This is a genomic window from Clostridium nitrophenolicum, assembly GCF_055391695.1.
The window spans coordinates 5472467-5496110 of the sequence record NZ_AP042469.1 but is presented as its reverse complement, the minus strand read 5'-3'; the positions used below and the strand labels follow the sequence as shown (position 1 = coordinate 5496110).

Genomic DNA, 23644 nt, shown 5'->3' with positions numbered 1-23644 from the left:
CATAATACCCGCGTAAATTACGCGGGTATTAGTTTTATCCTATATCTATTAAGTTTTTCTTATATGAAGAATATAATTCTCTTAGTTCCTTAATTTTTTCATCTAATTCTATTTGGAGATTTGATACTTCTTCATAGTTTTCAACTTCTGTAGCATTCTTAATTCTAGTAAATAAGCTCTTTTTAGAATAAGTATCTTTCATTATATAATGTCTTAATTCATTTATCTTCATCCAGCTAGCCACATCAAGATCCAATGCTTTGTCTATTGAATGAAGCATTTTACAGCTTCTTATTTCATCAGAGTAGTTAGACATTATTCTATTGGTTATCTCTATAAGCCATCTCTTTGTTACAGCCAATCTAAAGCTGTTTATAAGCTTTTCATCTAATACGTTGCCTTGGATAAGAACATTCTTTTTCTCAGGGTACATATCAAATGCCTTTAGGTTTTCATAAACTGTAGATGGAGCCTTTCCAAAGAATTTCTCTCTCTCTTCGTCTGTAAAGTCTTCGAATACGTCCTCCTCACTTCTATATGCTCTTCCTTTTTCAAGGTAATCTGCAGCAGCTTCTGGCTTCTTAGATAATTCAGCTAGAAGGTCATCTTCTGTTTTACCATTAGTTACAGCATATTTTATACCATCTATCATAGCCAGATAAAGTACAGCTACAGCTAGATAAGTATTTGTATGAGGGTTTGGAGCCCTAAGTTCAAATCTAGTAGCTAAAGGGCTTTGTAAATCTCTTATTACACCTATAAGGATAGTTCTATTTCTTGAAGGAATTTCAACCGAATGTCCTATAGAGGTAACTATACAAACAGGAGCTTCGAATCCTGGTTTTAATCTTCTAAGTGAATCATTAGTAGAAGATACAAATGGATTTATTACTTCGTAGTTTTTAAGTATTCCCATTATAGAAGCATAACCGAAAGTACTTAAGAAATGGTTTTGAGTAGTTGAGAATAAATTTATTCTTTTGCCATTTTTAAGCTTAAGTGCTATACCAAAATGAGTATGCTCTCCACTACCAGCGACGCCATCTATAGGCTTAGCTAGGAATGTAACATCTAACCCATTTCTTCTAAAGGTTTCTTTAATTATACTTCTAGCCAAAAGTTCATTATCAGCAGCTTGAACTCCAGTAGAATATTTCCAATCTATTTCAAGTTGTTCCATTATATGCGTAAATTTACCTGATTCATCTATTTTTGCCTTTACTCCGCCAACCTCTTTATGTCCCATTTCAGGCTCTAAACCATAAGCATCCATCATAAGGAGAGACTGTTCTAGAGCTGTTCTAACCGCTCCTTTAGTTCTTGTCCAGTATTGTTCTTGTAATACTTGGGAAGTAGATAGTTCTTCAACGTGAGCCTTATCATTAGGAGTTTTTACCCAAAATTCTAGTTCTGTAGCACAGGTAGCAACTACGTCTTCAATGTCTTCAAATTTTATTCCAAATGATGAAAGTGATTCAGGATACTTTTCAAATAAGTCTAATAGAGTTGATTTAAAATATTCAATGGAGTGTTTAAGAATATGTCTAGAGTCTACGGCTTTATTATCGTGATATAAGAAACAAGGAATTCTCAGTGTTCCAACAGGTTTATTAGTTTCAAGGTCTAAATGCTCATAGTTATACTCTATGAACCAATTTACATCTTTATCTGCTAACATATCCACTTTAGCGTTATTTAGGCTTGCGATTCCAGGGAGAACAACAGAAGAGCCATCAGTTTGAACTGCTCCCTTTAAAAAAGTGTTTATGTCCTCTAAAAAAACTTTTACAGGTATTTTTTCATCTGTATCATTTCCTGATAAATCTATACCGATTAAAGATACAAATTTTATTTCAGGATGGCAAGTTAGAATTTTTTTTAAGTCTTCTTCAGAATGTTTTTCCTTTGGGATTACATAGAGTAAGTCCTTTACCATATATATGACCTCCTATAAAATATTGAAAGAATATTTTTACTCTTATATTTTAAAAAATTAATATTAAACGAATAGTATAAAAGTCTTTATATATTCATGATTTTATAATTAATATGCATATATGTCAATAGAAAAATGAAGGATTATAAAATAAAATTGCAATAGTATGTTATTTCTTACATTTGGATGAGTTTGTAAACGAACCACGAATAATTTGAAAATAAAGTCATTGCAAGGGGTTTGTTTTTAAAAATATGATTATTATAATAAAAAAGAAAATGCAATAAACTTATTTGAAAATTCAGTTTTTTCATATTAATTTTGAATGTATACATTTTCAATGAATATTTATGCAAAATGCACTATTGAATTTGTGTAATCCATATGTATATTATATAATATAAAATATACATATGTACACAATGAGGTGGTAAAGTGAATTTAGAAAATAGGCCTATTGGCTTTTTTGACTCAGGTGTAGGAGGAATTAGTGTATTAAAAGAGGCAATAAAGGTTTTACCTAGAGAAGATTACATTTATTTTGGAGATTCTAAGAATGCTCCTTATGGCACAAAAAGTGTAGAAGAAGTTAAAACACTAACTTTTAATGCTGTTGATTATTTAATAAAGAAGAATGCTAAGGCATTAGTCATTGCGTGCAATACGGCTACTAGTGCAGCGATAACAGATCTAAGAGAAAAGTATAGTGAACACATGCCTGTAATAGGTATCGAACCTGCTTTAAAGCCAGCAGTAGAATATAATAGAAAAGGAAAAATAATTATTATGGCTACTCCTATGACTTTAGCAGAAGCTAAGTTTAATAATTTGATGGAAAATTACAGAGATAGAGCAGAGATTACTCCATTACCTTGTCCAGGGTTGGTTGAATTAATAGAAGAGGGAATAATAGAAGGTGAGGAAGTAAATAAATACTTGCAAAAAAAGGTGGAGCCCTTCAAAGAAACTGGAATTGCAGCAATAGTTTTGGGGTGTACTCACTATCCATTCATAAAAAAAGAGTTATCTATAGTATTAGAAAATAAAGTTCCTATTATTGATGGAAGCATGGGGACTGCGAAGCAATTAAAAAGACAACTATTAGAATATAATATTATAAGTAAAAGGGAAGAAGCGGGTAAGGTGGAAATAAGCAATTCTCTAAATAATAATGAAATCATAAATTTAAGTTATAGATTGCTGAATTTAAATGAATAGTCTTTGAATTAATCTATATAAATTATATAGATATATATGAAGGAAATAGTAAATAATAAAAGTTATGATATAATTCAAATATACTATATTAAGATTTGTTAAATGAAGGGAGAATGAATACATATGAATCCAATAGTAACGATTAAAATGAACAATGGAAAAGTGATGAAGGCTGAATTATATCCAGAAATTGCTCCAAATACAGTTAATAATTTTATAAGCTTAATAAAGAAAGGCTTTTATAATGGATTAACATTTCATAGGGTAATTCCTGGTTTTATGATTCAGGGAGGATGTCCGGAAGGAGTAGGAACAGGTGGTCCAGGATATTCAATAAAGGGTGAATTTAGTAACAATGGATTTAAAAATGAGCTTAAGCATGCTAAAGGTGTTTTATCTATGGCAAGAGCTATGAATCCTAACTCTGCTGGAAGTCAATTTTTTATTATGGTAGAAGACTCACCACATCTAGATAGTCAATATGCATCATTTGGTAAGCTAATAGAAGGTGAGGAAGTATCAGAAGAAATAGTAAATTCTAAAACAGATTTTAGAGATAGACCTTATGAAGAACAAGTAATGGAAGAGGTTACAGTAGATACTTTTGGAAAAGAGTACCCTGAGCCAGAAAAATTTTAATAAATTTTAATAAGTTAAAGAAGGGAGTGCACTGCTGTTGGAAAACGATAAAACTATGTTGATATTTGGTTTTGATAAAGAAGAAAAACAAATTATGCATGACCTACTGAAAAAAAATAACCTTCCTGAATACAAGGTTATTGAAGAGCCTATGGGAAAAATGAAAATAAAAGATATACTGAATGGACTAAAATTAGATATATATAATTGTAGCCTTCCACAAGAAAAGGTTATATTATTAAATAATTTTAATGATGAGGAATTAGAGAAAGTCATAAAAGACTTAAGAGTTAACTTGATAAGTAAACCTATTTTAGCTGTAGTTACAGAAACATCTATAGAATGGACTTTTGAAAATTTATTGGAACACTTAATAGAAGAAAGAGAATGGTTTAAAAATCACAGGAAGTAAAAGTTGGGGGAAAAATGAGTAGAGTTGGAGAAAAAGTAAAAAATATAAGAACTAGTATTGGTATCAGCCAAAAACAATTAGCTAAAAAGTTAGGTGTATCTGAAAGCTTTATTAGTGAAATAGAATCAGGAAGAAAAGTCATAAACCAAAGTTTAATTGATAGACTATCAAAGGTATTGGGAAAAGATATTAATGATATTACAATGTCTTTTGAAGAGCAAGTATATAAAGAAGAAAAGACTGAAAAGTTTTCTAGTAAAAAGAAACAGGAAGAGGTAAAGGATGTGTGGAATGAAGCCTTTGGCTCAGTATTAAAAAAAGTTCCTGTTTATACATATGATATGGAAAGACCGATTAGTTTTAAGCAGCTTCCATTAATAAACAATAAGGTTGATGGCTATGCTCAGGATAAGGTATTATATTTAGAAATTGAAGATGATGACATGATAGGATTTAGGATATCAAAAGGGGATTTAGCTTTTGCTCATATCACACATGAAGTAGAAAATAATGCAGTATGCCTTGTAGAATATGATAACAAGAGAACAGTGAGGCAAATAAAGAAGTTAGATAATAGTAAGTTATTGCTTTTAAGCAATAGAGGTAGTTTAAGAACAGAAACAGTTGGGGTAAAAGATATCAAGGTTATAGCTAAGCTTGATAGACTTGAGATAAAATTATAATAGATTAATAAAAGTCTCTATTACTGGGTTAAGTAATAGAGACTTTTATTAATCTATTATAAATACCTTTGTCAAAATAATACTAATGTTGTATAATTTATTTTAATATAAACTATTTGTATAAGTAGTAGTTTTTCATGAAATTTTGTAATTATTTAGGAGGAAGTATATGAAAGGGACTGTAGTTGCTACATGGATGAGAACCTGTAGAAAGTTATATGGTAATGACACAGTGGATAAGGCTATGGAAGCTGTAGGCTGGGGATCAAATAAAATATTTTCACCTGCAGAAAATATAGAAGATACAAAAGTTAAGGAAGCAATTAATCTAATAGCACAAGATAATAAGGTTGACACTAAAAGTTTATGGAAGGAAATAGGAATAGATAACATAAGTGCATTTCATAGTGACTTTCCAGCATTTTTCGAGCATGAAAATCTATATTCATTTCTAAAGTCACTATTTGATATACATGTTGTTATGACGAAGAAATTCCCAGGAGCTAAGCCACCGCTAGTAACAATAACTCCTATATCGGATAGGGTAGCTATTTTTGATTATAGATCTCAAAGAGGTATGTTTGACTATCTTGCAGGATTAATTGAAGGAGCTTCTAGATTTTTTAATGAGAAGATTAAAATAGAGGAAATAGAGAAAACTAATGAATCGGTAAAATTTAAGTTTACTTTTGAGAAGGATATATATTATAAAAAAGTATATAGATTTAACAAGTTTCTTTCATTGGGATTTTTAAGAGATATAGGTGCAAAAGTAGGATTGTTCACATTCATACTTTCTCTAGCTACGTCCATTCCTATTATTGGAGTTAACAATGTAGTTAAGGCTATAATAGTTTCAGTTATACCAGCAATAGCTTCATGGATAGCTGCATCTGCTCTTATGGGGCCTAAATCCATTATAATGGATGATTTAAATAAAATTATTAACAGCAGCTTTATTGAAGATGGAGATATAGAAACAGGAGACTTTTTTGAAGATATATATAGATTACTAAAGAATCATAAAAAAAGCGTTAGAGCAGATTTTGTAGGCTTCAAAGGTGTTACAGACGAAATGAATACATTTGTAAGTAATATAAATACAATATCCGATTCTATGAATCATACATCTGCAGAAATATCTGATGTAGTTGAGCAAGTAGCTAATTGTGCAGTAGACCAAGCTCAAAATACTGAAAGAGCGGTTTCGGTACTTAATGATAATATTCAAAATCTTAAAAGCATCGTTGAAAGTGAAAACAGTAATAAAACTGAATTAGAAAAAGCTCTAGAAAAAATAAATAATAGTTATGAAAACGTAAATAATACAAGTAAAAATATACTGGATACTTTGGACAAGTTTCAACAGGTTAAAGATAAGGGACTTGAACTTCAAGGTAAAGCAAAGGATATTACACATATTGTTTCCATAGTATCTGGTATTTCTGAGCAGACAAACTTATTAGCATTAAATGCATCTATTGAAGCTGCTCGTGCAGGAGAACAAGGAAGAGGTTTTGCTGTAGTTGCAGAAGAGGTACGAAAATTAGCGGAACAGTCAAAGAATGCAGTGGAAGAGATAAATACAAATTTAGTTCAATTTGTAGAAGAGATACGAGGACTAGTAGAAAAAATAGACTCTCAATATTATATTCTTCAAGAGGAAACTAAAAGTTTAGAGAGTGTGAGAGATATAAGCTATGAAGCAACAACCTCAGTACAGATTGTAGCATCATCTATGATACAAACAATAAACGAATTAAGCAAAGAGGCTGACTCTATTGCAAGTATTTATGATAACATAGAATCTCTTGCTGCTATAGCTCAAGAGAATTCTGCTTCCTCTGAAGAAGTAAGTGCAAGTGTTTCAAACTACACTAACGAAATTAGAAAGCTCATAGTAAATATTCATGATTTTAAAAATATAGCTGAAACATTTAAAACAGAATTAGGCAAATATAAAATATAATATTTATACGAAATTAACCTAGTTAAGAGATAAAGTTTAGAATAATGAATGTAAATAACTTGAGGAGTATAAAAAACTAGCAGGAAGCCATTTAATGGCTTCCTGCTAGTTTTTATATTCCTTTTAAATCAAATCCTGGTACGAAGCTTTCTGAAGAAGTACCATTATCTTGAATAAAAGCATTTTTTACTCCTAAATATAAACAATAATCTATAAGGCTGTCATAATGTTTAGGATTGAGGGGCCTATTAATTTCAGGAAATAATTTAACATCATGCATAGGAGTATACTGATTCATTATACTTATATAAACCGAGTGACCATAGTTCTTATATATGTAGTCTATAACTTTTTTTGAATCAAACAATAAACCAGGTAACATCATGTGTCGTATAATTAATCCCTTTTGTATTAGTCCATTGTCATCAAATTTTGGTTCTCCAACTTGAAGAAACATTTCTTTTATGGCTTTAGAAGCTTTTTCGAAATAATCTGGTGCATTAGAGTATTTAGCAGAATATTTGTTGTCAAAATATTTTAAATCCGGAAGATATACATCTATGTATCCCTTTAAGGCTTTTATAGTATCAACATTTTCATAGCCATTGGTATTAAATAAAATTGGTATATTGAGCCCATTAGATTTTGCTAAGTCCAGTGATTTTATAATTTGAGGAACATAATGTGTTGGAGTAACTAAGTTTATATTATGAGCTCCTCTTTGTTGCTGCTCTAAAAAGATTTCGCTTAATCTTTCAATGGAGATAGCTTTTCCTATTCCCTCAGCACTTATCCTGTGATTTTGACAGAATACACATTTTAAATTACAATTTGAAAAAAATACAGTTCCAGAACCATTTTTGCCAGATATACAGGGCTCTTCCCAATAATGAAGGGATGCTAATGCAACCTTAACAGTATCACCTGAATTACAAAAACCTAGTTTACTATCTAATCTATTTACATTACAATTTCTTGGACATAATCTGCAGCTTTTAAGTAAGTCAAACATTATTAACACCTCTATCTAAAGTAAAAATATTACCTTAGGCATAATCAAATAAATAATAGACCAGTATTCTCGCATATTTGGTCTCTTATTTCTTTTCATATGCCTTAAATAATTATACAGTTATATATAAATATCTGTATAGGTTATAATTTTTTCCTAACATAAAAAATAAAGCATTGAATTATAAAAATAAAGCCTACTACAGCAAAAGCTGGGTATAAAACAGATATAAGATTTACAAATCCTATTTGGGATATAGGAATTGCTATGAGAATAATTAATACAACTAATTTTTTGTAGGAAATACCAAAGGCTTCTTCTAAGTTTTTGCTTACACTATATATGTTAGATACCTCAGTAGAAAACATCTCAAGCCATATTATGATTAATAGCAGTATCTGTATTACAGTACCAAATCTATTGGCTATGTATAACAAAGGGATTTCATATTTAAATATATAAGGTATATTTAAAAGAAGTAAAAAATTTATAATAAAGGATAAGATAGTCAAACCTAAGGAACCTAGGAATATGCCTGGAATAAGAATTTTCCTATTCTTAATCTCTGTGCTAAGAGGTGCAAGAACGCCGCTGCAGCACAATATGTTAAAACCACCATAAATAAGTGATGAAAAAAGCCAGTTAGATTTATAATGCGGAATAGTCTTTAAATGTACTGAGTTTATATTTTTATAGAAAGCTAAGTATAATATGAATATAGTTACTATAACAGTAATAAGAGAAGGAACGATAAAAGAGTTTATTTCTATAAGTCCTTTTGTATCTCTAAAAAGCACAAGCGCTGCGGTAAGAGACATTATTATTATGCCAAACCATTTAGATATACCAAAGTACTGGTGGATTAGTGATCCGCTGCCAGCTAATATTATTGCAGCACCACTGATTAGAAAAATAGTAGTAAGAAAATTAGTAGCTCTTCCTAAAAATCCAGGACTTACTAGTTTGATAAGACCATCATAAGAAGAGAGCTTGTACCTTAAACTTATATCAATAATTATTGAACCCATCAATATATAAATAAAAAAGCAAATAAATATGCCTATAAAGCTTTTGTATCCATATGTCGTAAAAAATTGAGTTATTTCTTGGCCAGATGCAAGTCCAGCTCCAACTATAGTCCCAATAAAAACTGCACCAACTTGAAAAATTAAATATAGATTTTTTTTCAATTTAACCCCTCCTAACATTGAAATTTAAGAACACATAAAATAATTACTAGTGACATTCCTAAATAGACACATCTATATAAATATATATTAATAACATTAAAATAATGATTCATAAATTAAATTTTTATTTTAAGGGAAAACTAGAACATAAGCAGAGAACCAAAATCTCTGATTTTGTGTGGATCGCTTACTCCTTTGAGGAATAGAAAAGGAGTTTCCATGAAATTTTACATAAACGGAGGGGAGTAAAATGAGGAAGGCGAACAAAAGGTGGGTATTAGGTTTAGTAATTGCAATTTCGTTATTGTTTGTTCAAAGTGTATTAGTAAGTTGCGCTTCGAAGAAAAAAGAAGAAAGTAAAAGCACTACAGAGAGCTTTGACATGAAAGCAGCTACAAATGTAGCTGATACTTATATGAAATATTTAATGAAAGAAGATACTGAAAATAGCAAGAGATTTTACTCGAAAGAGCTTTCGAAAAGTTCTATTAGTGAAGAGAATAGAAGCTTGAAAATATTAGGATATGATTTGTCAGAAACGAATGAAATAGGAAAATCTGGACTTTTTAAAATGAGAGTATCTAGATCAGATGTAACTAAACCTTTTGCATCTTTAGATGAATATACTTTGAAAATAAAAAAAGAAGACACAGATTATAAGATAACTGAAACGAATAACATAATACAGAAGGAAGCTTTTATACAGAATAATCAAATAAGGCTTAGAAACAAGAATAATGTAAACACAAATCTTGTAGTAGACTTTGGTGGTATACCAAATTATGCTTTTCCAAAAGATGATAAGACAAATATAGATAAAATTACAGTTCCTAAAAGCCAATATGGAATTATAACTTTTTCCTATGGTGGAGATAGCTTAGCAATAAGTACTTTTGACAAGGATGCTTATATTGCAGTTATAAAATTAGAAGAAGCCATGGCAGTGCAAGCTTCAGATAAAGGCGGTGCAGGTGGCGGAGAAGGCGGCGATACTGGAGGTGGAGATAAACAAAAGGAGGGAGGCGGTGGAAAGGCTAAGGAAAAACCTATAGGAAAAGATATAACTAGTTTAGATTTATTAAAGAGTTCAAAGGTAGAGTTCTTAACATTTTCACCAACAGAAAAATTTATTACTGTACAGTATATAAAGCCTAATATAGGACATTGCATACGGGTTTACAAAGCAGACGGAGGAGATTTAATACCATTCAAATTTGAGGAAAAATTTCCTATGGATAAGGTAGATGTTTTGTTTTCATCTTATGATAAAGAAACTCTAAATTTTGATGTAGTACCTAAAAAACCAGAGGATAGATCTGCTTCAGATGTTATAGGAAAATGGCAGATTAATCTCAGAGATTTTAAACCAAAGAAAATGTGATATAATTTAAATAAAAAATTACTTATGGAGAGAAGCAATGAAGTGGGGAGACAAAAGATATTATAGTTTAAACTATTTTTTAAGACAAAAATTTGGATGTAAGGTTTTTAAAATTTCACTAGATGCTGGCTTTTCTTGCCCTAATAGAGATGGAACTATAAGCAAGGGAGGATGTGTATTCTGTAGTGAAAGAGGTTCTGGGGATTTTGCAGGTAATAGACAATTTTCTATAAAACAACAGTTTAAATCCATAGAAGAGGTTATGAGTAAAAAGTGGAAGGAAGGCAAGTATATAGCATACTTTCAAGCATATACAAATACTTATGCACATGTAGATGTTCTTAGAGAAAAATATGAAGAGGCTATAAATGAGGAAGGTGTTGTAGCTTTAGCAATAGCTACAAGACCTGACTGCCTAGGAGAGAATGTACTAAATCTTTTAGAGGAGTTTAGTAAAAGAGTTTATCTGTGGGTTGAATTAGGATTACAAACCTTTAATGAAGACACAGCGAAAAAAATAAATAGAGGATACAATTTAGGTACTTTTGAAAAGGCTGTAGAAAATCTTAGAAAGAGAAATATTGATGTTGTTACCCATGTTATCTTCGGACTACCAGGAGAAACAAAATCAGATATGTTAAATACAGTAAACTATGTAGCAAAACAGGATGTGCAGGGAGTTAAATTTCACTTGCTACATTTGATGAAGAATACTCCTCTTGTGGAATTTTATGATAAAGGAGAATTAAAATTTTTAAGCCAAGAAGAATATATTGATATAATATGTTCTTCAATATCGATTATTCCGCAAAATATGGTAATCCACAGACTAACAGGAGACGCTCCTAGAAGTTTACTTATAGGTCCACAGTGGAGCTTAAAAAAGTGGGAGATATTAAATTCTATAGATTCAGAACTAGAAAAAAGGGGAATATATCAAGGCATATATCACAAATAAAATTCCTCTTTTATTTTTCATCAACAATAAGGACAAGCAATGTGTGCTTTATGAGATTTTATTCAGAGAAAATAATAGGAGGGACTTTTATGAAAGTAGATTTAATAATTTCTGCAGATGATATAAAACAAGAAAAAATTTTGAAGAAGTCTATAGTAGTTATAGACATGCTTAGAGCGACATCTGTTATAACTACAGCAATGAACAATGGCTGTAAGGCTGTGGTGCCAGTATTAACAATAGAAGAAGCCTTGGAAATAGCAAATAAGGATAGAAAAAAATATATTCTTGGTGGAGAAAGAAAAGCATTAAAAATAGAAGGTTTTGATTGTGCTAATTCTCCTCTTGAATATAGAAGAAGCATTGTAGAAGGTAAAACATTAGTTATAACTACCAGCAACGGTACAAGAGCTATACAAGGTAGTTTAGGAGCTAAGAATATATTAATAGGTGCGCTAATAAATGCCAAGGCTGTAGCAGAAAAGCTAATTAGTTTAAATAATGATGCAGTTATAGTAAATGCAGGTACTTTAGGACAGTTTTCCATGGATGATTTTATATGTGCCGGATATATTATTGATTGTTTGTTAGGAGAAAGAGAAGATATTGAACTTACGGATATATCTAAAACTGCTTATTATATATATAAAGAAAACCAAAACATAATAAGTTTTGTAAAATATGCCAGTCACTATAAAAGAATTAAAGAACTAAACCTAGAGGAAGATTTAGACTACTGTTGCCAAAAAGATATAATTAATATAGTTCCAGAGTATAATGATGGAATAATTACCGTAAGTGACAACAAAGATAAGAGAGCCGTTGTTTAATAATTGTAGTAATGTGATTTGTAAAATAAAAATTTTGCGACACAGTTTCATAGAAAAAGTAACTAGAAAGTTAGCTTATACAGAGGGATATGTTTCCAAAGCCAAAAGTTTTTAACGTGCTGAAGCTTGGAAACATATTCCGGCGTATAAGCTGACTTTCAGCCTAGTCCCCTATATAGAGTCTTGTGTCGCATAATTTTTACAATGTGTCTAGACTACTTGGAATATATAGAACTTTAGGTAATAAGACTCATCAGAGTTCCATAGAATTGGATGGTCTGGAGATTGAGTCTTAAATTCTACCTGTCTTAAAACTCTTCTAGCATCTTTAGCAGCGTCAGCAATGGTATCCTTAAATAAATCAGGGTTCATAAAGTGTGAGCAAGAACAAGTAACTAAGAAACCACCGGGCTTAACCATTTTTATTCCTCTAAGGTTAATTTCTTTATATCCTCTTACTGCACTATCAATTGTAGATCTAGATTTTGTAAAAGCAGGAGGATCAAGTATTACGACATCGTACTTTCTTCCTTCTTTAACCCACTGATGAAGTACATCAAAGGCATTATGACATTCAAATTTAACTCTATCAGAAATACCATTTAACTCAGCATTTCTTGTTGCTTCAGCTATAGCTAATTCTGATATGTCAAGACCAAGTACACTTTTTGCACCAGCTACCCCAGCATTTAATGCAAATGATCCTGTATGGGTAAAGCAATCTAATACATCAGCATTTTTGCAAATTTTATGTATAGCGTGTCTATTTTCTTTTTGATCAAGGAAAAATCCAGTTTTTTGTCCGTTTTCTATGTCTACGTGATATTTTACTCCATTTTCTATAATTTGAACGTTAGTATCAAAAGGCTCTGTTAAAAATCCTTTAGTTTGCTCCATTCCTTCTAGTTCGCGTACTCTTACGTCACTTCTTTCATATACGCCTTTTGCACCAAATTCATCTTTTAGCAATTTTACTACTATATCCTTATACTTATCAATTCCAAGTGCTAAAGATTGCATTACATAGTAATCTTCATACTTATCTATTATAAGTCCAGGAACAAAATCCGCTTCTCCAAATAAAAATCTACAACTTGATGTGTCTATAACTTTTTTTCTGTATTCCCAAGCGGCATTAAGTCTTTTTCTAAAAAATTCTTCGTCTATTTCTTCATTTATGTCTCTTGTCATCATTCTTATAGCAATTTTTGAAGCATCGTTTATATATCCTTTTCCTATGAAGTCGCTTTTAAAATTATAGACTTCAACTATATCACCATTTTCATATGTACCATCGTAGCCTTCTATTTCCGTAGTATATATCCAAGGGTGCCCATTTTCAGCTTTTCTTCCCTTGCCTTTATATAAGTAAAACTTACAAGCCATTAGCGCATTACCTCCCTGTTTTCGTTCATTATGTAGTATATCACAATTTGAAAATTGTAGTATATAATATTTTTTATCATACTGTAATTTAAAATAATAATTTATACATTAAAATTCCTTTGACATAATGCTCAAGAATAAATTAAACTATTTCTTGTAGTATTTTGAGATATTTTATGTTTAATATGAAAGATTTGAGGAGAAAAAATATGAGTATATTAACGGTTAAAAATGTTAGCCATGGATTTGGTGATAGAGCTATATTAGAAGATGTTTCATTTAGATTACTGAAAGGTGAACATGTTGGCCTTATTGGAGCTAATGGTGAAGGTAAATCAACATTTATGAACATAATAACAGACAATCTTATGCCAGACGAAGGACAAGTTATTTGGTCAAATAATGTTAGGGTAGGTTACATGGATCAGCATGGTTCATTAATTAAAGGTATGACAATTAGAGAAGCATTAAGAGGTGCATTCCAATACCTTTTTGATCTTGAAACAGAAATGAATACACTTTATGGCAGTATGGGAGACATGAATGAAGACGAGATGAATAAAGCCCTTGAAAGAACTGCTGTAATTCAAGACATGTTGGATCATAATGGATTTTATGTTATAGATGCTAAGGTAGAGGAAGTGGCAAAAGGATTAGGACTTTTGGATTTAGGACTTGATAAAGATGTTTCAGATTTATCTGGCGGACAAAGAACCAAAATTCTTTTAGGTAAGTTATTGCTTCAAAATCCAGATATATTACTTCTAGACGAGCCTACAAACTATTTGGATGAGGAGCATATTGAGTGGTTAAAGAGATATCTTCAAAATTATGAAAATGCCTTTTTATTAATATCTCATGATATTCCATTCTTAAACAGTGTAATTAATTTGATTTATCATATTGAAAATAGAAGACTAACAAGATACGTTGGAGACTATAATGAATTCCAAAGATTGTATGAGCTAAAAAAGGCTCAATTAGAAGCTGCTTATGATAGACAACAAAAGGAGATAGAGAAGCTAGAGGACTTTGTTGCTAGAAATAAAGCTAATGTTGCTACTGCTAATATGGCAAAGTCTAGACAAAAGAAGCTTGATAAGATTGATAGAATAGAACTTACAGCAGAAAAGCCAAAACCACAGTTTAACTTTAAGCAAGCTAGAGCTGCTGGTAAGATGATTTTTGAAACTAAGAATTTAGTTATAGGATATGATGAGCCATTAACAAAACCATTAAATCTCTACATGGAAAGAGGACAAAAGATTGCTTTAGTAGGGGCAAACGGTCTTGGTAAGTCAACACTTTTAAAAAGCTTACTTGGACAAATAGAGCCTGTTTCTGGCGAAGTGGAGCTTGGTGATTACCAATACGTTGGCTATTTTGAACAAGAAATAAAGGAAGCAAACTATAACACTTGTATAGAAGAAATATGGAAGGAGTTTCCTTCATTTACTCAATATGAGGTAAGAGCAGCGCTTGCAAAGTGTGGTCTTACAACTAAACATATCGAAAGTAAAGTTGTAGTTTTAAGCGGTGGTGAGCAAGCAAAGGTTAGATTATGTAAGATATTAAATAAGGAAACAAACATACTTATTCTTGATGAGCCTACAAACCATTTAGATGTAGAAGCAAAAGAAGAATTAAAGAGAGCATTAAAAGAATATAAAGGAACTATACTACTTGTATGCCACGAACCAGAATTTTATAGAGATGTAGTTACAGATATATGGGATTGTGAGTCTTGGACGACTAAAATCGTATAATATTTATTAATTAAGAGCTAGAAAACTAGCTCTTTTTCATATTTTTAAACTTAATAATTTTCTTTTACAATTTGCTCATATTGTGAGTTTAAAAATCTAATAATATCTTCCTTTTTCAAAGGATTAGAATGTCCTACAAAACAAGTATTAAATTCTAGATTTTCTAAGGTGGTAACAAAGTTTTTTATTTTAATTGGATCGTATTTACAATTGTCATAATAATCTTTGCTATAAGCATCTCCAATAAAAATCACTCTTTCTTCAGGGACATAAACTATAACAGAATCTTCTGAATGAGGGGCAACAACATTCTTTAAAATAATATTAATACCACCTAAATCAAGTTTTAATTCATCATCAAATACTATATCTGCTGTTACAACTTTTATATCTTGTAAAGATTGATATTCTCTACGGATATTTGTATCTGCAAATTCGATATCCTCACCAGTTAATAGACGGTTTTTCATTGCAACATCAGACCATTCCCACTTAGCCATGGTCTTTAACTTTTTATTGGTTCTTTCACATGCTATCGTTTTTCCTTCGATTGCGTGCATTCCATATGTATGATCCCAATGAAAATGAGTAATAGCTGCGTAATCTGGAATTTTTAAATTAGATTCTTTTAATAACTTATTAAATTTTTCTATATGATTTTTTGAGTTTCCACCATCAATCATAAGTGAATACTTATCTCCTTTGATGTAACCTAATAATGGTCTATCGGTTTCTTGTTCATTGACAAGAAAATAAACTCTTTCAGTAACTTTTAATAAAGCCATTTAATACCCACCTTTCCTTAATTTAAGCTATGATATATTTAGGTTAGATTTTTTTTTATACTTTGATATGATATCTTGTACTATAAATTATCTTTTGTATTTTGAGTTTTAGTAAGTCGCGGAAATTATTTATAGTTATTTAGATTAATTTTTTAAATTAAGCATAAAAAAACTCCCCTAAACTGTATAGTTTTGGAAAGTGAATGTGTTCATATAAAATCATAAAATTAAAACGTGAATGTTAAAAAAATGTTATAGTACATATTAGCATCTATTTAAGGTTGCCATGAAGTATATATGGTAAAATGATTTATTATAAACATAATCTTATCCAAAACTCAATTATATTACATAAAAAAGCAACTTGAACAAACATACTTAAAAGTATGCTCTTAAACTTTGCTTAGTTATATAAATCTAGTTTAAATAAGATTAATGAATCATTTTGAATATTCACCTCATAACATCAATTTTTATAAATCTTATCATATTTATTTCTATAAATCAAGCTCTTTAAGTGTCTATACTTTATTCATTTTAATAAATTGAATTTGGAAGTTAATATAAATATAATATATTGTATATACGTGTAAGGCAATGCGACGTAAGAAGAATATAGTGAGCTAAAAATTGTGTAATAGAAATAAAAGGAGTGCAACGCGCTCCTTTTATTTATGTTGAGTTACCTAACAAAAGATAATCCCATAGTAAACCACACTCTATGCAGGTGGTATTTAATCTTTTATCACGCTTATTTTGTAAATTTTAGCGTTGAGCTTCATACTGTTTTAAAAGCTTAATGAATAATTCAGGAACTTTTTCCATGTTTTCTGGAGTTTCTATAAATGCTACACGGAATTGAGTACTTCCTGGATTAGCATCGCCTGGTTTAATGTCATAGAAACCTTTTAAAGGTGCTACTAAAAGAGTTGTATCCACTCCGTTTAAGTTTACTGAGCCCTCTTGTGCACAATATAAAACAAAGTTGATTGAATCAAATCCTGGTTTTACAATATTTCTAACATCAATTACTGAGTAGATAGATGCATCAGGACTAGAAACGATTAGACCAGGTTCTAATTCCTTTAGATTATTATAGAATTTAAACATTATCTCTTTGTAGTACTCACGAAGTCCTTTGCACCATCCAGCAATATCTTCCTTAGTTTCATGTGCTAGTGCTCCAAATATATACTGACCGATAACGTTACTGCAAAGGTTAGCAGTATATTCAGCTACTGCTTGAGTATAGAATTCTTCATTGTCAGTGATTAAAGCTCCGATTCTTAAACCGCAGGCATTCCATACCTTTGATGCTGTCTCTAAGCTTATTCTTCTTCCTTCTATGCCAGGTACATCTGCATCAGTTAATCCCCAGATGCTTACTAGATCAGTGTCAACATAATAAAGTTCACGATAAGCTTCATCACTTACCATCCACATATTATATTTTACGCATAGTTTAGCAAGCTCTTTAAGAGTTGCATAATCATAGAGCTGTCCTGTAGGATTGTCGTAAGGTATTACAAGAAGTGCCCCAGGATTGTGCTCTTTAATAGTTTCTTCGATTTTGTCAAGTTCTGGAAGACTGAACTTGCCATCTTCGCCTAAATGACGTTTTACTGTAACAGTTTTACGTCCGATTCTTTCTGCAAAAGAAATATAATTTGTATAAGCTGGGTCAATCATCATAAATGGTTTTTCACCTGTGCCTGCATCTCCGCAAACACCAAGTAATAACAATTCCATACCACTGGATCCACCATCAGTTACTGCAACGTGTAATTTATCAGTATTAAACCCTTCGCATTTAAGAATGTTTTTAAAAGCTTCTTGAGCTTCAGGTACACCAGCAGTACCTGAATATCTTATAACACCCTTTGTAAATGGGCTTTCAGGTGCATTTAATGAAAACATTCTTTTCTGCATAGCAGGATTTGTTGGAAGTGAAACGTTTCCAATTGCTACATTGATTAATGCAGGTTTAACTTTACGTCCCTCAAATTTGATCTGACCAAGTCTTACGTCTGATGGCATTCTTTTTTTGAAATGATCTGATAATACTGGTTTATTCATGAATAAAATACCCCCTTAAAATATGTAATTTATAATGTATGCATAGCATTCATTGCTCTTCTCAGAAATCTTCAAAACATACAGTTTCTCGTACTGGTTTTGCACATTTTTCATTTGCTGAAGGTTCTCACCTGTATATAAGTATACCACGTTATTATAAATTTTCAAAATCTTTTGATTAAAGTGTTTAATTTTAATTGTTTAGTCAATATTTAATAATTTATTTAGTTTTAATAGGACATTTAGATAAATTTTTTAAGGAGTTTTTTCTTCATCTTAACAATTAAGATAGTATATAAGATTTAAAGCCCGAAAATTAATTTTCGGGCTTTAAATCTTATATACTATCTTTGAAGCTTATATAATCACTCTTTATCCATCCCTTTGAATTAATTCTATCTTCTGATAGAATCGAAACTTCATACCATAGTTCATCATTAATTTCTGCACTATCATATATTTGTATTATAGTAGATTGATTTAAAGAATTAATTATAGCAGAATTACTTAAAGGTGCTATATATAAATTACAGTCTTCCTTAACGATACCTTGACTATAATTAGGGTTTAGATATTTGATAGTAGTATGCAAACTGGACTCTGAATTTGTTTTGTGCTTTAAATTATTGTTTTGATATTTTAGAAGTAAAATTTGCTTCCTTTGATTTGATACCTTATTTGTGAAATAGTAAGAAACAAATAAAGAGAAACCAACGAGGAGTACAAATAAAAACGCCAACATTAACCTTTCCTCCCTATAGATATACAATATTATTATATTCACTAATAAGTCAAAACTGTCACAAAATAAAAAAATCCTAGTTAAATTTAACTAAGATTTTAAATATTAAACAGCCTCTATAAGTTCTTTATATTGAAGAATATACATATCAGCAGAATTTATTATGTCTTCCTTTTGATATTCTGAATAGGAATCATGTACGCCTACTACAGTCATACCAGCAGCCTTTGCCCCTTTAACAGCAGGTAGTATATCCTCAAATACAACGCACTCCTTAGGTTTTAACATTAGTCTCTCTGATGCTAGTAAATATACGTCTGGGAAATCTTTGCCTCTAGAAACCTCGTCGGTAGTTGTTATTGAATCAAAATAGTGATATATATCATTTCTTTTAAGAGCAATTTCTATCAATGGTTTACAGTTACTTGTTGCTAAAGCAATCTTTATTCCTTTTGTTTTTAATAGAGACAGAAACTCTTTAGCACCGGGTTTTAATGAAACATGATGGGCATACTGATTTATGGCCATTTCATTCCATTCCTTTTGAATTTCTTCTATTGTGTCAGAAATATTAAATCTATCTTTAAAATATTGAGCGACTTCTGCAAAGCCCATATGTTCTATATCTTCTTTCAAGTTGCTAGGTAAAGCAATGTTTCTCTTTTTTAAATATTCTTCATCTATCTTACTCCATACCCACATAGAGTCTATAAGAGTACCATCCATATCAAATATTGCACCTTTAATATTTTTAAGCATAAATATCACCTCGACTTATAGTATAACATCAAATATAAGCAATATAAACTGTAAAAAGTGACCTTAGGCATCTAATATAAAATAATATATTTAGAATTATAAATGTCAATATATATATACAATCAAAAAGAGAATACCTCAGAAATTTGTGAGGCATTCTCCTTTTAAAAACGTATGTATGCTATTAAGTTCTGTTAAAATTTTCTCTCGAATATATGTACTTTTTCTTCATCTTTAAAATCCTCAAAGGAAAATATACCTATGCTATCGAGTATTTTATTCATGCAAGTACTATCAACGGCTACTTTTATAGATGAGTTTTCAGCCATTTCATCAAGGTGTTCTCTTCCTTTTTCTCTTGGAATGACAGCTTTTGGACCACCTACGCAGCCGCCGATGCAGCCCATTCCTTCTATAAAGTTAGCATCTAACTCGCCTTTTTGTGCTTTTTCAAGTATTTCTTTACAATCTTTTACTCCGTTCGCTTGAGCTGTCTTTAATAACTTGTGTTTTTCAGGATATATTCTCTCTATTGCATCGCATATAGCAGTAGATACTCCTCCAGTACGGCCGTAAAGTCTTCCGCCTCTTGATGCATATTCAGTAGAAGTGTCCTCTTCCAGCTCTGCAGGTTTTACATCTAAAGCTTCAAATATATCTTTCATTTCTGCAAAAGTAAGCACGAAATCTATATCTCCCAATAAATCTTTCTCTTTTGCTTCTGCTTTTTTAGCAATACAAGGTCCTACAAATACAACCTTGCAGTCAGGATTCAACTTCTTTAGTACTCTGCCAGAAGCAATCATTGGCGATACAGAAGGAGAAACATTTTTTACTAGATTATTATAAACTCTTTTAAGCATACCAACCCACATTGGACAGCAGCATGAAGTTATCATTAAATCATCTTGTTTTTTTACAAAACGGTCAAATTCAACAGTTTCTTTCAAGGTAAGCATATCTGCAAAAAATGCCACTTCTACCATGTCAGTAAAACCAATTCTTTTAAAAGCAGCTCTTAATTGATCTATAGTTACAGTATCACCAAATTGGCCAATAATTGCTGGAGCTACTGCAGCTATAACTGGTGATTTACTTTTAAGGAGTTCCGCTAATGGAATAAATTCCACTCTATCAAGAATTCCACCAGTAGGGCATGCTTCTACACAAAAACCACAATCAGTACATTTTTCACAATCAATGACACTTGTATGTTTTTCCTTATCTATAAATATAGCATTAAAGGGACATGATTTTTGGCACATAGTTTCTCCGTTTTCATCTGTACAATCCATTGAACAATGTTTGATTTTATTAACTATTTTATGGTCTGCTTCGTAAGAGGATATAGCTTTTTTTAAGTCTGAAATAAAGTTTGGACTATAAGTTATACCGGTTCCACAAAGTGAGGAAATAACTTTACATAGATTTTCTTTATCAAGTTCATTCGATGCTAAGATTTCATTTACCTTATCCTCAAACTTGTCTTCATAATATGCTTTTATTAATGACTTAAATAAATCACTATATTTTGCTTTCATGCTAACAACTCCTTATAAGTAAGTAATAATTTATATTATACCATATTATTTATAATTTACCCTAAATTTAAAACATTAACCCAATTTCTAATAATTGCTCCAAAATAAAAAGCTTAAGATAGGCATTATTATAAGTGCGTATAATAGCTATCTAAATGCTAAATGTAAAATAAATTTAATCTTATAAAAAATACGTGATAAATTTTATCTACCACGTATTTTTGGTCGGAGTGACAAGATTTGAACTTGCGACCTCTTGATCCCGAAGCAAGCGCGCTACCAACTGCGCCACACCCCGACAAATATTAATGTTTAATGCAAAAAAGAGTTACTAGCTATTAGTAACTCAATGGTCGGGGTGACAGGGATTGAACCTGCGACCTCATGGTCCCAAACCACGCGCGCTCCCATCTGCGCCACACCCCGGTATATAAATATTATATGCTATATTTTGGAAAAAGTCAACAGTGAATATAATAATAAAATAACTGATAGATTTGTTATTTCACTACTATCAGTTATTTGTAGACGTTAAAAATTATTGTTTGCTTTTTTCATCTCCTGCACCGCGTGTAGGAACAGTTGACATAAGAAATCCTATCAGTATAGAAACCAATGCTGGTGCCAATATATTAATATAAGCTATGTACCAGGTTCTATAAAGAATTAAGGCTGTAACGCCTGTTATAATTAAAGTTGCTATAAATGTATAAATTACAAATTTAGCAAAAGAACCAAAGAATTTTTCATAAAGTCTGTGGCGTGTAGGACCACTAATTATATTTCTAAACAAAAAATAGGAAATAAAAATTAAAATAATATCTACTACAGCAGATATCAAAAAGTTTTTCATAGAAAACACCTCCAACAGGTTATCAGTTATATTATTACCATGTTGGAGGATTTTACGCATAGTTATATTTTTTAATTTTTAAGATACATTTCTCCTATTTTGAAGACATCTCCTGCACCAACAGTTAAAAGAATATCACCATTATCTAAATTTTTATTTAGATAAGATACTATTTCATCGAAACTATGGATGTTAGAGCATTTTACGCCTCTTTCTTTCACTTTGTCTGCAAGCATAGAAGAGCTTACGATACCAGTATCCTTCTCTCTTGCGGCATATATATCTGCTAATATAAGTTCATCCACACCATCAAAAGCTTCACTAAATTCATTAAAAAGATTTATTGTTCTTGAATAGGTATGTGGCTGAAATACGCAGAATATTTTCTTATGAGGATAATTTTTAGCTGCACTCAATGTAGCTTTAACTTCTGTTGGATGGTGAGCATAGTCATCAACAACAGTAACTCCATTTTTTACTCCTTTTAGTTCAAATCTTCTATGAGTACCTTTGTAACTTTGTAAGCCATTTACTATATTTTCAGAAGGTACATTAAGGCTTAAAGCAGAGCATATACTAGCAAGGGCATTTAAAATATTATGCTTACCAGGGATATTTAGTTGTATAGATAAAAGTTTTGATTCATCTCTATACACATCAAAGTAAGCACATCCCTTTTCATTAAATACAATATTTTTTGCCACAACATCACCAGAATTAATTCCATAAGTAACTACGTTGCAGTTTGATTGAGAAATCACATTTTTCATTCTTTCATCATCAGCATAACAAACTAAGTAACCGTCATCAGGGATAAGCTTAGCGAATTTTATAAATGCATTTTCAATATCATTTATATCTTTATAATAATCTAGATGGTCTGCATCTATATTTAGTATTACCCCTATATAAGGAAAAAACTCAAGGAAGGATCCTTTATACTCGCAAGCTTCTGTTACAAAATAGTCACTATTGCCTGGGCGTACGTTTCCATTTATAGCATCAAGCTGTCCACCTACGAGTATGGTAGGATCTAAATCAGCATCTAGACATATATGAGAAACCATTGAAGTTGTTGTAGTTTTTCCGTGTGTCCCAGCTATAGCTATGTTAAATTTATGACCTTTCATTATGCTGCCTAAAAATTCAGCTCTAGTTACGGTCGGTATGTTTAGTTCTTTAGCACGCATTAGCTCGGGATTGTCTTCAGATATGGCTGCAGTATATACTACTAAGTCTATATCTTTATTTATGTTATCTTTCTTTTGGCCTATATGAATCTCAGCACCTCTGGCTGATAGAGTATCAGTTATAGGTGAAGCATTCATATCAGAGCCCGACACTTTAAAGTTTCTGTTTAATAAAATCTCAGCTAGGCCGCTCATACTTATACCACCTATACCTATAAAGTGTATATTTTTATTTTTATCGTTTATAAAATCAAATGACATTAGAATCAGCTCCTTTAATTAAATAACTTCATTTAATAATTATATACAAAAATTAGT

General features: G+C 30.9%; 20 protein-coding genes and 2 tRNA genes. 9 read left to right on the top strand and 13 right to left on the bottom strand.

The annotated features are described in order from the left end of the window. Positions 1-34: 34 nt before the first annotated feature. Positions 35-1936, bottom strand: a complete 1902-nt coding sequence (locus tag ACZ5N4_RS26085; protein WP_464205640.1) for a type I glutamate--ammonia ligase — start codon at positions 1934-1936, stop codon at positions 35-37. Positions 1937-2371: 435 nt separating this feature from the next. Here ACZ5N4_RS26085 and murI point away from each other — a divergent pair, with 435 nt between their 5' ends. The 5 genes from murI (at position 2372) to ACZ5N4_RS26060 (ending at position 6857) form a co-directional block, all read left to right on the top strand. Further along, positions 2372-3154, top strand: a complete 783-nt coding sequence (murI, locus tag ACZ5N4_RS26080; protein ID WP_464205639.1) for a glutamate racemase — start codon at positions 2372-2374, stop codon at positions 3152-3154. 123 nt (positions 3155-3277) lie between these two features. Beyond that, on the top strand, positions 3278-3793 hold the full coding sequence (locus ACZ5N4_RS26075) for a peptidylprolyl isomerase (protein ID WP_464205637.1): 516 nt from the start codon (positions 3278-3280) through the stop codon (positions 3791-3793). Positions 3794-3830: 37 nt separating this feature from the next. Beyond that, entirely contained in the window at positions 3831-4205 is a 375-nt protein-coding gene (locus ACZ5N4_RS26070; RefSeq protein WP_464205635.1) for a DUF3783 domain-containing protein, read from the top strand. Positions 4206-4219: 14 nt separating this feature from the next. Continuing rightward, on the top strand, positions 4220-4888 hold the full coding sequence (locus tag ACZ5N4_RS26065) for a helix-turn-helix domain-containing protein (protein WP_464205633.1): 669 nt from the start codon (positions 4220-4222) through the stop codon (positions 4886-4888). A 169-nt stretch (positions 4889-5057) separates the two neighbouring features. Beyond that, positions 5058-6857 carry a heme NO-binding domain-containing protein gene (locus ACZ5N4_RS26060; protein ID WP_464205631.1) on the top strand — a complete coding sequence of 600 codons (1800 nt, stop codon included), beginning with the start codon at positions 5058-5060 and terminating at the stop codon, positions 6855-6857. 112 nt (positions 6858-6969) lie between these two features. Here ACZ5N4_RS26060 and ACZ5N4_RS26055 read toward each other — a convergent pair whose 3' ends face one another. Both ACZ5N4_RS26055 and ACZ5N4_RS26050 read right to left on the bottom strand, forming a co-directional pair. Further along, positions 6970-7869, bottom strand: coding sequence for a radical SAM protein (locus ACZ5N4_RS26055; RefSeq protein WP_464205629.1), 900 nt, complete (start codon positions 7867-7869; stop codon positions 6970-6972). A 143-nt stretch (positions 7870-8012) separates the two neighbouring features. Further along, a complete protein-coding gene (locus ACZ5N4_RS26050; RefSeq protein WP_464205627.1) occupies positions 8013-9059 on the bottom strand; it encodes a YkvI family membrane protein in 1047 nt (348 codons plus the stop codon). Between the two features lie 250 nt (positions 9060-9309). Between ACZ5N4_RS26050 and ACZ5N4_RS26045 the strand changes: the two genes are divergently transcribed. The 3 genes from ACZ5N4_RS26045 to ACZ5N4_RS26035 all read left to right on the top strand — a co-directional run bounded on the left by ACZ5N4_RS26045 (position 9310) and on the right by ACZ5N4_RS26035 (position 12228). Continuing rightward, on the top strand, positions 9310-10440 hold the full coding sequence (locus tag ACZ5N4_RS26045; RefSeq protein WP_464205625.1) for a hypothetical protein: 1131 nt from the start codon (positions 9310-9312) through the stop codon (positions 10438-10440). 37 nt (positions 10441-10477) lie between these two features. Next, positions 10478-11398 carry a tRNA modification radical SAM protein MnmL/YtqA gene (gene mnmL / locus ACZ5N4_RS26040; protein ID WP_464205623.1) on the top strand — a complete coding sequence of 307 codons (921 nt, stop codon included), beginning with the start codon at positions 10478-10480 and terminating at the stop codon, positions 11396-11398. An 89-nt stretch (positions 11399-11487) separates the two neighbouring features. Then, positions 11488-12228 carry a 2-phosphosulfolactate phosphatase family protein gene (locus ACZ5N4_RS26035; protein ID WP_464205621.1) on the top strand — a complete coding sequence of 247 codons (741 nt, stop codon included), beginning with the start codon at positions 11488-11490 and terminating at the stop codon, positions 12226-12228. A 210-nt stretch (positions 12229-12438) separates the two neighbouring features. Here the strand turns inward: ACZ5N4_RS26035 and ACZ5N4_RS26030 are convergent, their stop codons facing one another. After that, positions 12439-13614, bottom strand: coding sequence for a class I SAM-dependent rRNA methyltransferase (locus ACZ5N4_RS26030; protein ID WP_464205619.1), 1176 nt, complete (start codon positions 13612-13614; stop codon positions 12439-12441). Between the two features lie 209 nt (positions 13615-13823). Between ACZ5N4_RS26030 and ACZ5N4_RS26025 the strand changes: the two genes are divergently transcribed. Next, positions 13824-15380, top strand: coding sequence for an ABC-F family ATP-binding cassette domain-containing protein (locus ACZ5N4_RS26025; RefSeq protein WP_464205617.1), 1557 nt, complete (start codon positions 13824-13826; stop codon positions 15378-15380). Between the two features lie 50 nt (positions 15381-15430). Here ACZ5N4_RS26025 and ACZ5N4_RS26020 read toward each other — a convergent pair whose 3' ends face one another. The 9 genes from ACZ5N4_RS26020 to murC form a co-directional block, all read right to left on the bottom strand. After that, complete coding sequence (locus ACZ5N4_RS26020; RefSeq protein ID WP_464205615.1) at positions 15431-16165, bottom strand: MBL fold metallo-hydrolase; 735 nt, start codon at positions 16163-16165, stop codon at positions 15431-15433. 765 nt (positions 16166-16930) lie between these two features. After that, a complete protein-coding gene (locus ACZ5N4_RS26015; protein WP_464205613.1) occupies positions 16931-18241 on the bottom strand; it encodes a pyridoxal phosphate-dependent aminotransferase in 1311 nt (436 codons plus the stop codon). Between the two features lie 337 nt (positions 18242-18578). Beyond that, positions 18579-18983: an SH3 domain-containing protein gene (locus ACZ5N4_RS26010; RefSeq protein WP_464205612.1), complete on the bottom strand. Its 405-nt coding sequence runs from the start codon at positions 18981-18983 to the stop codon at positions 18579-18581. A 105-nt stretch (positions 18984-19088) separates the two neighbouring features. Continuing rightward, complete coding sequence (locus tag ACZ5N4_RS26005) at positions 19089-19742, bottom strand: HAD family hydrolase (protein ID WP_464205610.1); 654 nt, start codon at positions 19740-19742, stop codon at positions 19089-19091. A gap of 194 nt (positions 19743-19936) precedes the next feature. Beyond that, positions 19937-21283 carry a [Fe-Fe] hydrogenase large subunit C-terminal domain-containing protein gene (locus ACZ5N4_RS26000; protein WP_464205608.1) on the bottom strand — a complete coding sequence of 449 codons (1347 nt, stop codon included), beginning with the start codon at positions 21281-21283 and terminating at the stop codon, positions 19937-19939. Positions 21284-21505: 222 nt separating this feature from the next. Next, positions 21506-21581: transfer RNA gene (locus tag ACZ5N4_RS25995), tRNA-Pro, on the bottom strand. 52 nt (positions 21582-21633) lie between these two features. Then, positions 21634-21709: transfer RNA gene (locus tag ACZ5N4_RS25990), tRNA-Pro, on the bottom strand. Between the two features lie 112 nt (positions 21710-21821). After that, a complete protein-coding gene (locus ACZ5N4_RS25985) occupies positions 21822-22136 on the bottom strand; it encodes a hypothetical protein (RefSeq protein WP_464205606.1) in 315 nt (104 codons plus the stop codon). Positions 22137-22207: 71 nt separating this feature from the next. Next, complete coding sequence (murC, locus tag ACZ5N4_RS25980) at positions 22208-23587, bottom strand: UDP-N-acetylmuramate--L-alanine ligase (protein ID WP_464205604.1); 1380 nt, start codon at positions 23585-23587, stop codon at positions 22208-22210. Positions 23588-23644 lie beyond the last annotated feature (57 nt).

What these genes read in the sequence shown, in the direction of transcription:
- ACZ5N4_RS26085 (WP_464205640.1), bottom strand. Translation starts at nt 1,936, where the DNA reads ATGGTAAAGGACTTACTCTATGTAATCCCAAAGGAAAAACATTCTGAA.
- ACZ5N4_RS26075 (WP_464205637.1), top strand. Translation starts at nt 3,278, where the DNA reads ATGAATCCAATAGTAACGATTAAAATGAACAATGGAAAAGTGATGAAG.
- ACZ5N4_RS26065 (WP_464205633.1), top strand. Translation starts at nt 4,220, where the DNA reads ATGAGTAGAGTTGGAGAAAAAGTAAAAAATATAAGAACTAGTATTGGT.
- ACZ5N4_RS26060 (WP_464205631.1), top strand. Translation starts at nt 5,058, where the DNA reads ATGAAAGGGACTGTAGTTGCTACATGGATGAGAACCTGTAGAAAGTTA.
- ACZ5N4_RS26055 (WP_464205629.1), bottom strand. Translation starts at nt 7,869, where the DNA reads ATGTTTGACTTACTTAAAAGCTGCAGATTATGTCCAAGAAATTGTAAT.
- ACZ5N4_RS26045 (WP_464205625.1), top strand. Translation starts at nt 9,310, where the DNA reads ATGAGGAAGGCGAACAAAAGGTGGGTATTAGGTTTAGTAATTGCAATT.
- mnmL (WP_464205623.1), top strand. Translation starts at nt 10,478, where the DNA reads ATGAAGTGGGGAGACAAAAGATATTATAGTTTAAACTATTTTTTAAGA.
- ACZ5N4_RS26035 (WP_464205621.1), top strand. Translation starts at nt 11,488, where the DNA reads ATGAAAGTAGATTTAATAATTTCTGCAGATGATATAAAACAAGAAAAA.
- ACZ5N4_RS26030 (WP_464205619.1), bottom strand. Translation starts at nt 13,614, where the DNA reads ATGGCTTGTAAGTTTTACTTATATAAAGGCAAGGGAAGAAAAGCTGAA.
- ACZ5N4_RS26025 (WP_464205617.1), top strand. Translation starts at nt 13,824, where the DNA reads ATGAGTATATTAACGGTTAAAAATGTTAGCCATGGATTTGGTGATAGA.
- ACZ5N4_RS26020 (WP_464205615.1), bottom strand. Translation starts at nt 16,165, where the DNA reads ATGGCTTTATTAAAAGTTACTGAAAGAGTTTATTTTCTTGTCAATGAA.
- ACZ5N4_RS26015 (WP_464205613.1), bottom strand. Translation starts at nt 18,241, where the DNA reads ATGAATAAACCAGTATTATCAGATCATTTCAAAAAAAGAATGCCATCA.
- ACZ5N4_RS26010 (WP_464205612.1), bottom strand. Translation starts at nt 18,983, where the DNA reads ATGTTGGCGTTTTTATTTGTACTCCTCGTTGGTTTCTCTTTATTTGTT.
- ACZ5N4_RS26005 (WP_464205610.1), bottom strand. Translation starts at nt 19,742, where the DNA reads ATGCTTAAAAATATTAAAGGTGCAATATTTGATATGGATGGTACTCTT.
- ACZ5N4_RS26000 (WP_464205608.1), bottom strand. Translation starts at nt 21,283, where the DNA reads ATGAAAGCAAAATATAGTGATTTATTTAAGTCATTAATAAAAGCATAT.
- ACZ5N4_RS25985 (WP_464205606.1), bottom strand. Translation starts at nt 22,136, where the DNA reads ATGAAAAACTTTTTGATATCTGCTGTAGTAGATATTATTTTAATTTTT.
- murC (WP_464205604.1), bottom strand. Translation starts at nt 23,587, where the DNA reads ATGTCATTTGATTTTATAAACGATAAAAATAAAAATATACACTTTATA.